This window comes from Planomonospora corallina (genome assembly GCF_042650625.1).
Classification (GTDB): domain Bacteria; phylum Actinomycetota; class Actinomycetes; order Streptosporangiales; family Streptosporangiaceae; genus Planomonospora_B; species Planomonospora_B corallina.
This window is the reverse complement of sequence record NZ_JBHSBM010000036.1, coordinates 2539-11371: the sequence shown is the minus strand read 5'-3', so window position 1 is coordinate 11371 and position 8833 is coordinate 2539. Positions and strand designations below refer to the sequence as shown.

The window sequence follows — 8833 nt, the reverse complement described above, 5'->3', positions numbered from 1 at the left end:
CCGCCGGCGGCGGCCACGACCAGGCCTCCGACGACCGCGCCGGCCGGCCCTGCCGCGAGGGCCGCGACGGCCCCCCTTCTCCCGGTGCCGGTTCCGGTGCGGCGGGCGCGGGCCAGAGCCAGCCCGGCGGCGGCCACGCCGGCCAGCCCCAGCAGCACGGCCACCAGGGACCACAGCCGCCCGGCGGTCAGGGCGTAGGCGTCGGACTCCGGCCGGGCCAGGACGTGCGCGGCCGCCGGCGCCGCGGGCCCGGGGCCTGCGAGCAGGGCGGTCCCGGCCGCGGCGAGCAGATGACGGACTGACATGCGGTGCTCCTTCTTCCTCTGCGACTGGACGTCGCCCGATCATGTCGGCCCGGCCCGCCGCCGGCCGTCCGGCCGGAGTGGGCGATTCGTGCTGCCGCCGATGCCGTGGCCGGCTGCCGCGGACGCCGCAGGGGGCGCGGCGGTACCGCGGACGCGGTAGCCGGCCGATCGTCCGCGCGCAGGATCCGCCCGCGCGCGGATCCGGTTAGGGTGCGCGCATGAGCGCAGAACGGGACGCCGTCCGGGCCGTCGTCCGGGCCGGTGCCGGAGACTGGGCGGTCGCCGTCTGCGTGGCGGCGGCCCTGCTGGTCACCGGCCTGTCCCGGCAGAACTCCGTCGCGGATCCCGCCCTGCCCGGTCACGTGCTGCTGGCGGCCGGCGGCCTGGCGCTGGCCGCGCGCCGCCGGGCCCCGGTCGCCGTCCTGGCCGTCACCGGGCTGTGCGCGGCGGGTTACCAGGCGGCCGGTTTCGACGTGCCCGCCATCGCGTACCTGTTCGCGGTGTACGGCGCCGTGCGGGCGGGGCACCGAGCCGTCACGGTGGCGGTGAGCGTGGCCATGCTGGCCGTTCTCCCTCTCGCGGCCCTGGCCTCGGGCCTGCACGACACGGGTGAGGCGTTCGCGCAGGCGCGCGGCGCCCTCGAGCTGGCCTGGCTGGTGGCGGCCGGCTCCGCGGGCGAGGCGCTGCGCCAGGCCGAGCGGCGGGCGGAGGAGGCCGAGCGCACCCGGGAGGAGACCGCGCGGCGCCGCGCCGACGAGGAGCGGCTGCGCATCGCGCGGGAGCTGCACGACTCGCTCACCCACCAGATCTCGGTCATCAAGGTGCAGGCCGACGTCGCCGTCCACGTGGCTCGCAGGCGTGGAGAACAGGTGCCGGAGGCCCTGCTGGTGATCCGGGAGGCCGGACGTGAGGCGGCCCGGGAGCTGCGCGCGACCCTGGGGGCGCTGCGCGACGACGGCACGGCCCCGCCGCGTGGGCTCGACGACGTCCCCGAACTGGTGGAGCGGGCCCGTGCCATCGGCCTGGAGGCGACGCTGACGATCGACGGCCGGAGAGGCGACGTGCCGGCCGCGGTGGGCCGGACCGTCTACCGGATCGTCCAGGAGTCCCTCACCAACGTCGCCCGGCATGCCGCCGCCACCACCGCGTCGGTCCGGATCGACTGCCGTCCCGGCCTCCTCGCGGTGCGCGTCGACGACGACGGCGGGGCCGCGCCGGGCGCCGCCCCGGTGCCCGGGGTGGGGCTGCTCGGGATGCGTGAACGCGTCACCGCCCTCGGCGGCCGCCTGCGCGCGGAGCCGCGCGGCGGGGGAGGCTTCACCGTCCAGGCCGAACTCCCCGTGGAGCGGGCGCCGTGATCCGCGTCCTGCTGGTCGACGACCAGCCGCTCCTGCGCAGCGGTTTCCGCGCGCTCCTCGACCTCGAAGACGACATCGAGGTGGTGGCCGAGGCCGGCGACGGGGCGCAGGGCCTGGCCCTGGCCAGGGAGCACCTGCCCGACGTCGTTCTCCTCGACATCCAGATGCCGGTCGTCGACGGCATCGAGGCGACCCGGCGCATCGCCGCGGACCCGGCCCTGGCCGGGGTGCACGTCGTCATCCTGACCAACTACGGCCTCGACGAGCACGTCTTCGACGCCCTGCGCGCCGGCGCCGCCGGATTCCTGGTCAAGGACATCGCGCCCGAGGACTTCCTGCACGCCGTACGCGTCGCCGCGCGTGGTGACGCGCTGCTCGCCCCGTCGATCACTCGCAGGCTCATCGGCAGGTACGTCGCCCAGCCGCTCGGCGCCGGAGCCGGCGCGGGGCTGGGAGAGCTGACCAATCGCGAGCGCGAGGCCGTCGTCCTGGTCGCGCGGGGCCTGTCCAACGACCAGATCGCGGACCGCATGGAGATCAGTCCGATGACCGCGAAAACCCACGTCAACCGGGCCATGGCCAAGCTCCGCACCCGCGACCGCGCCCAGCTCGTCGTCCTCGCCTACGAGTCCGGCCTGGTGGTCCCTTCGGGGTCCGGGCCTCTCGCCCGCGGGGCGGGGGAGTGACCGGTGGCGGCCGCCATGGGGATACCGGTGCGGGCGGCGGTCCTCGTCCTGTCCGCGGTGGCCGTGGCCGCCTGCGACGTCCCGCCGCGGGACGCGGGCGCGCCGGAGACGCCGGCCTCCGCCGTGAGGTCTCCGGCGGCGCCGGCGGCCCGGCCGCTCCGGCTCCCCAGGATCCCGGCGGGCGCCGCCTGCCCCACCACCTTCCCGCGCCCGTGGTCCGGGCCCGGCGTGGCGACGGCGGTGCTCGGCGACGGGCCGGTGTATCCGGTCGCCGACTACTTCGGGGACGGCACCGTCCTGGAGCTGCGTGCCCGGGACCGCCGGCCTGACGGCTCGTACGTGAAGAAGGTCCGCTGGATCGGCGCGGGGTACCGGGGACCGGTCCTGCTGCGGGTCGGCCGGATCGACGGGAATGGCACCGCGATCATCGCGTTCTCCTACGTGGGGGAGGAGCGCGACGGGGCCTACCATGCCGAGCTCTCGTCCGCGGTGAGCGACCTGCCGGGGACGGCGACGGTGTCGGGGCCCGGCTGCTACGCCGTCCAGGTCGACGGCACGACGTTCACCACGGTCGTCGTGTTCCGCGCGGCCTGACGACGGCGGGAGGGGGCCGCCGCTCCCCTGCCCGGCCGGCGGCTCGTCCTGGCCGGTGTGGTCGGGATCCTGCTTCCCGTGGGGCTCTTCGGGTGGGCATGGCTGATGGCCACGATCTTCCCCGACTCCCCGCAGTGCGGGCACTACAGCGGATGTCTCGGCTTCCTCGTCCAGGCATGGACGGTCGGGCGGTGGGTCGCGGTCGTCCTCGCCTGGCCGTTGCTGTATCCGCTGCGGGTACGGCCGTCCTGGCCGGTCTCTTCCTGGTGGCGATCTGGCGGCTCGCCGAGGCGTTGCCGTTCTCGCTGGCCGACGTCTCCCTCAAACTGATCGTTTTCAGCGGTGTGATCGCATACCCGGCTGCAGCCTGGCTGGCCATGCCCCGCACGCCCCGGTGGCTGCTCGCCCTTTCGGCGGCTCTGCCCGTAGTCCTCTACGTTTCCGCCTCCCTGCTCGCGACCTGACGTCAAGTTCCACGCCGCCAGGTCGCGCCCGATGAACAGGCCACGCCCGATGAGCCGGTAGCGCTCCGCACCGTCACCAGCGGGCGGACCGCGCCGGGCCGGGCGGCCGGCCGCCCGGCCGCCCGGCCCCTTGGGCGGGTCAGCTGCGGCCGAGCACCTCGGCGGTGAGGATGTCACCGCCGAGGCCCCAGCCGCCGTCGGGAACCTCCTCGAGGAGGACCAGGGTGGTCGCCCTGGCACGCTCGCCGTACACGTCGGCGTAGGCGTCGGTGACGGCGTCGATGAGCTTCCTCTTGGACTCGGGGGTCAGGGTGTCGGCGGGAACCTTGAGGTTGGCGAACGGCATGATGATGACCTTCCGTGTGGTAGTGATCCAGAGTGGGGCGGTCGAGGACGGCGGGTCCTCGATGCCTGCGCGCCGGCGGGACCCGCTGGAGGTCCCGGGGGCGGCGATTACCTGCCGCGCGGCGGCCGTCAGATGATCCCTCCGTTCGCGCGCACGACCTGCCCGTTGATCCAGTGCCCGGCCGGGCTCGCCAGGAAGCAGACGACCTCGGCGATGTCCTCGGGGGTGCCGAGCCGCTCCAGCGGCGGCTGGGCGGCGAGCCGCTGGAGCGTCGCCTCGTCCTTGCCGTCCAGGAACAGATCGGTGGCGGTCGGGCCGGGCGCGACGGCGTTGACCGTGATGTCCCGTCCGCGCAGCTCGCGGGCGAGCACCAGCGTCATCGCCTCGACGGCTCCCTTGCTCGCGGCGTACGCCCCGTAGCCGGGGAACTGCAGACCGACCACGGAGGTGGACAGATTGACGAGCGCGCCTCCGGCGCGCAGGCGGCGTGCGGCCTCCCGGGCCATCACGAACGCGCCGCGGATGTTGGTGCGGTGCAGGGCGTCCAGTTCGTCCAGGTCGAGGTCGGCGATCGGGGACAGCGACAGCCGCCCCGCGGAGTTGACGACCACATCGACCCCGCCGAAGGACTCCTCCGCCGCGTCGAACATCTCCGCGACGGCGCCCTCGTCGGCCACGTCGGCCTGGACCGGGATCGCCCGGCCGCCGGACGCCGTGATCTCCTCGGCCACCCGCGCCGCGGCGGAGGCCGAGCCCTGGAATCCCACCGCGACCGCACAGCCGCGTGCCGCCAGCGCCAGCGCGATCGCCCTGCCTATCCCGCGGGAGCCGCCGCTGACGACGGCCACGCGCTGATCACTCATGGAGAACCCCCTGCCTTTATCGCCGATACGAATTTTCCGTACCGTCGCTACGAAACGACGGTAGCACAGATTCGTACCGTCGCTATCATCCGTCGGTATCATTGATCGCATGGCAGAGACGGATCCGCTCCGCGCGGCGATGATCGAGGCCGCGGAGCGGCAGCTGGCGTCCTCCCCGGACCACGAGATCGCCACGCGTGCCGTCTGCGAGGCGGCCGGTGTGAGCCAGCCCGTGCTCTACCGGTTGTTCGGTGACAAGCGCGGGCTGCTCGACGCCGTCGCCGACCACGGGTACGAGCGGTACACCGCGCTCAAGGCCGCCCAGGAGCGGACCGGTGACCCGGTCGCCGACCTGCGCGCCGGCTGGGACGGCCACATGGCGTTCGCGCGGGCGAACCCGGCCCTCTACCAGCTGATGTTCACTCCGCGGCCGTGGTCGCACTCGACGGCGCGAGATCGCGTGATGGACCTGCTGGTGGCGGCGCTCACCCGGTGCGCGGCGGCGGGCGCGCTGAAGCTCGAGCCGCGGACCGCCGCCCGGCTGATCCTGTCGGCGAACATCGGGACCGCCCTCGACCACATCGCCAGACCGGCCCTGTTCGCCGACCCCGCCCTGTCCCACCGCATGCGCGACGCCGTGTTCTCGCACGTGCTCACCGAGGCGTCCGCCCGGCAGGACGCCGACCCTCTGCGGGCCGCCGCGCTGCGCCTGCGCGCACAGCTCCAGCTCGGCGGCACCGAGGCCCTCGAACCGGCCGAAACCGCTCTCCTGCAGCGATGGCTCGAGCGCATCACGCAGCCCTGACCGGTGGAGCACGATGCGGGCCCGGCCCCCGGAGGGGCGGTCTCCCGCCGGTCACCGGGCATGGACGGCGGCCGCCGGCGCCCAGAGCCGCCGCTCGCGCCCTTGCGGCGGCGCAGCACCGGCCGCCCGCCACGGACGGCGCGGGACCGGGACTCCGAGGTGATCCGGGCGGTGGTGATCCGGGCGGTAATGGCACGAAACGTTGGCGAAGGCGACCGGAGATCGTTAGCCTGCGACGATGGAACCCGTGACCGACGTGCCCGACGTGCCCGAGAAGCCCGAACCACGGCGTCCCGCCTGGGTTTCGACCGCGACCCAGCCGGTCGATCCGGCGGCCCGGGTGAACGACTACGACGGCTTCGCCGAGGCGTACGCGGCGGAGACCGAGAACAGCTTCATCAACGCGTACTACGCGCGGCCCGCGATCATGGATCTCGCCGGAGACGTGGCCGGTCGCCGGATCCTGGACGCCGGCTGCGGTTCGGGCCCCCTGGCCGCCGCGTTGCGCGAGCGCGGCGCCGTCGTCACCGGCGTCGACGCCAGCGCCGGGATGCTGGCGCTGGCCAGGAAGCGGCTCGGTGACGACGCCGACCTGCACGTGGCCGACCTGAGCGGCCCCCTGCCGTTCGCCGACGGCGCGTTCGACGACGTGGTCGCCTCCCTGGTGCTGCACTACCTGCGGGACTGGGGGCCGGCGCTGGCCGAGCTGCGGCGGGTGCTGCGGCCCGGCGGCCGGCTGATCGCCTCGGTGAACCACCCGTTCGTGGACTACGCGCTCCAGGATCCCCGGCCCGACTACCACGCGACCACCAGCTACACCGATCTGTGGACGTTCGGCGGGAAGTCCTTCCCGATGACCTTCTGGCGCAGGCCGTTGCATGCGATGACCGGTGCCCTCACCGCCGCCGGCTTCCGCCTCGCCGTCCTCAGCGAGCCGCAGCCCGACCCGGCCGCCCGCGAGCTGTTCCCCGACGACTTCCATGACTTCTCGGCCAGAATCACCTTCCTGTTCCTCGTCGCCGAGGTGCCCCCGTCGCCGGCGTGGCCGGGCGGCTGAACCCCTCGAGGGACCCGGCCGGGTGCTCGGCCTCGGTCCACGCGGCGTGAGGCCGGGGCTCCCGGGACCGCGGCGGCCCGGTGGCGGCCCGGCACCGTGGGATGTCCTCGGGATCACCGGGCCGCGATGCGCCGCCGTCAGCGTCCGGCCGTCGCGCCGTCCGCCCCTCCCGGGGCGTCGGCGGCGGCGTAGCGGCGGGCCAGACGGGCGAAGGCGGCTTTGAGCTCGTCCGGGCCGACGACCTGGAAGCCGGCGTCGAACCTCCCGACGACGGTGGCCAGGTCGATCCATGACCACGAGCCCAGGACGAGCCGGCAACGGCCCGGGCCGAGCTCCTCGACGGCTCCGTCGCGGACGTAGTGGGACACGACGGCGGCGGGCACGTCGAGGATCACCTCGCCGACGCACGGCCAGGCCCCGGAGCCGCCCCCGCCCAGGAAGCGGTCGGTCACGAAGGCGGCCACCTCGCCGCCGGGCAGCTCGCGGCGGGTGAAGCGGGGGCCCGTGGGGGAGCGCGGGCTGATGCGGTCCGCGCGGAAGGTGCGCCAGTCCTCGCGGTCGAGATCCCAGGCCACGAGGTACCAGCGCCCGCCCCAGGTGACGAGGTGATGGGGCTGCACCCGGCGGGGCGGAGCCTGCCCGCCGTCGCCGTCGGTGCCTCCCCCGGATACGGGGGCGTAGTCGAAGCGCAGCACCTCGCGGGCGTGGACGGCGGCGCCGAGGGCCGCCAGCACACTGCCGTCGGCCTGCGGGGCGGGCCGGAGCGCGGGATGGTCGACGGCGGTGACCTCGAGGGTGTCGATCCGGTGGCGCAGCCGGGCGGGCATGACCTGGCGGACGGTGTTCAGCGCACGCGCCGCGGCCTCCCCTATGCCCGCCCCGGCGGTGGTGGCGAACCGGAGCGCGATGGCCAGGGCCACGGCCTGCTCGTCGTCGAACGACAACGGGGGCAGCCGCGTGCCGGCGTCCAGCCGGTATCCCCCGTCAGGGCCTTTGACGGCCGCGATGGGGTAGCCGAGCTCGCGCAGGCGCTCGACATCGCGCCGCACCGTGCGCGGGCTGACCTCCAGCCGCTCGGCCAGCAGCGCCCCCGGCCAGTCCCGGCGTGCTTGCAGCAGCGACAGCAGCGTCAGCAGCCGCGCTGAGGTCTTCGGCATGTCCCTCATTCTTCCGGAAGAAGAGGACGCATCCTGACCGCTTCTGCTGCGACGGTGGTCCCGTGCCAGACGACGACCCGAGAGGCCCCAGCACGATGACCGCCGCGACCATGCCCCCCCTCCCATCTCGACGCGGAGCGGGCCGACCTGCTCGCCCAGCTCGCGGCCGCGCGCTCCGCCCTGACCCAGGCCACCCGCGGGCTCAGTGACGAGCAGGCCGGCGAGCGCCCGACGGTCAGCGCGCTGTGTTCGGGCGGTCTGGTCAAGCACGTGGCGTCGGCCGAGGAGAACTGGCTGCGGTTCGTGGCCGAGGGCCCGTCCGCGATGTGCTACGACCTGCCCGAGGGCGTCACCTGGGCCGACATCGTGGCCGGTACCGCACGCGAGTACCCGCAGTGGATGATCGACCACGAGAGCGGCTTCCGGATGCTGCCCGGCGAGACCCTGGCCGGGGTCCTCGCACGCCACGAGCAGGTCGCCGCCCGGACCGAGCAGATCATCGCCGCCGTCCCCGATCTGCCGGCCGCCCACCCGCTGCCCGAGGCGCCCTGGCACGAGCCGGGAGCGGCCTACAGCGTGCGCCGGGTGCTGACCCACCTCATCGCCGAGACCGCCCAGCACGCCGGGCACGCCGACATCCTCCGCGAGACGCTCGACGGGCGGAGGTCCGGCTGACGGTGGCGGGCCCCGGCCGGAGCGTGCNNGAGCCCGCCCGCTTCCCGCCCCGGTCCCCGCTCCGGCGACCTCAGGATGCACACGGAACCGGAAGGAACGGCGTCCAACATGAAGATGCGCGAGCCCGAGCCGAGGCCGGGCCGGCGAGCACGCCGAGGGGTGAGGCGATGACCGTTCTGGGCATCCGGGCGCTCAACCGCGCGACGCTCGCCCGGCAGCTGCTCCTCGACCGCGCCGACCTGCCGGTCCTCGACGCCGTTGCGCACCTGTGCGGCCTGCAGGCCCAGGAGCCGCAGGAACCGTTCACCGGGCTCTGGTCGCGGCTGCGCGCGTTCGACCCGGCGGCGCTATCGGACCTGCTCGTCCGGCGGAACGTGGTGCGGACGCACCTCATGCGCCGCACCGTCCACCTCCTGGCCGCCGAGGACGTCCTGGCCTGGCGGGCCCGCCACGACCTCATGCTGCGGCAGCGGGTGCTCGGGACCTACCGCCGCGAGCTCGCCGGGGTCGACCTCGGCGAGCT

12 protein-coding genes are annotated in these 8833 nt (G+C 74.9%); 8 read left to right on the top strand and 4 right to left on the bottom strand.

Annotated elements, in window-relative coordinates; all coding sequences use genetic code 11:
* On the bottom strand, window positions 1–305 hold a 305-nt coding region (locus ACFOWE_RS25965; RefSeq protein WP_377292253.1), incomplete at its 3' end, for a DUF6223 family protein.
* A 218-nt stretch (window positions 306–523) separates the two neighbouring features.
* Here ACFOWE_RS25965 and ACFOWE_RS25960 point away from each other — a divergent pair.
* From ACFOWE_RS25960 to ACFOWE_RS25945, 4 genes are all read left to right on the top strand, one after another.
* Window positions 524–1663 (top strand): sensor histidine kinase, encoded by a 1140-nt coding sequence (locus tag ACFOWE_RS25960; protein WP_377292251.1) that lies wholly within the window; start codon window positions 524–526, stop codon window positions 1661–1663.
* Entirely contained in the window at window positions 1660–2349 is a 690-nt protein-coding gene (locus ACFOWE_RS25955) for a response regulator (RefSeq protein WP_377292249.1), read from the top strand. Before ACFOWE_RS25960 ends, ACFOWE_RS25955 begins: the two co-directional genes overlap by 4 nt.
* Before the next feature lie 3 nt (window positions 2350–2352).
* A complete protein-coding gene (locus ACFOWE_RS25950; RefSeq protein ID WP_377292247.1) occupies window positions 2353–2943 on the top strand; it encodes a hypothetical protein in 591 nt (196 codons plus the stop codon).
* Between the two features lie 191 nt (window positions 2944–3134).
* A complete protein-coding gene (locus tag ACFOWE_RS25945; RefSeq protein WP_377292245.1) occupies window positions 3135–3407 on the top strand; it encodes a hypothetical protein in 273 nt (90 codons plus the stop codon).
* Between the two features lie 139 nt (window positions 3408–3546).
* Here ACFOWE_RS25945 and ACFOWE_RS25940 read toward each other — a convergent pair whose 3' ends face one another.
* Window positions 3547–3753: a 4-oxalocrotonate tautomerase family protein gene (locus ACFOWE_RS25940; RefSeq protein WP_377292243.1), complete on the bottom strand. Its 207-nt coding sequence runs from the start codon at window positions 3751–3753 to the stop codon at window positions 3547–3549.
* A gap of 128 nt (window positions 3754–3881) precedes the next feature.
* Window positions 3882–4616 (bottom strand): SDR family oxidoreductase, encoded by a 735-nt coding sequence (locus tag ACFOWE_RS25935; RefSeq protein ID WP_377292241.1) that lies wholly within the window; start codon window positions 4614–4616, stop codon window positions 3882–3884.
* Between the two features lie 109 nt (window positions 4617–4725).
* Here ACFOWE_RS25935 and ACFOWE_RS25930 point away from each other — a divergent pair, with 109 nt between their 5' ends.
* Window positions 4726–5421: a TetR/AcrR family transcriptional regulator gene (locus ACFOWE_RS25930; protein ID WP_377292239.1), complete on the top strand. Its 696-nt coding sequence runs from the start codon at window positions 4726–4728 to the stop codon at window positions 5419–5421.
* Window positions 5422–5659: 238 nt separating this feature from the next.
* The gene (locus ACFOWE_RS25925; protein WP_377292237.1) at window positions 5660–6478 is read left to right on the top strand and encodes a class I SAM-dependent methyltransferase; all 819 of its coding nucleotides are present in this window, start codon (window positions 5660–5662) and stop codon (window positions 6476–6478) included.
* A gap of 137 nt (window positions 6479–6615) precedes the next feature.
* Here ACFOWE_RS25925 and ACFOWE_RS25920 read toward each other — a convergent pair whose 3' ends face one another.
* The gene (locus ACFOWE_RS25920; RefSeq protein ID WP_377292235.1) at window positions 6616–7635 is read right to left on the bottom strand and encodes a helix-turn-helix transcriptional regulator; all 1020 of its coding nucleotides are present in this window, start codon (window positions 7633–7635) and stop codon (window positions 6616–6618) included.
* Between the two features lie 147 nt (window positions 7636–7782).
* Between ACFOWE_RS25920 and ACFOWE_RS25915 the strand changes: the two genes are divergently transcribed.
* Complete coding sequence (locus ACFOWE_RS25915) at window positions 7783–8310, top strand: DinB family protein (RefSeq protein WP_377292416.1); 528 nt, start codon at window positions 7783–7785, stop codon at window positions 8308–8310.
* Between the two features lie 167 nt (window positions 8311–8477).
* Window positions 8478–8833: DNA glycosylase AlkZ-like family protein (locus ACFOWE_RS25910; RefSeq protein ID WP_377292233.1), on the top strand; the 356-nt coding region annotated here is incomplete at its 3' end.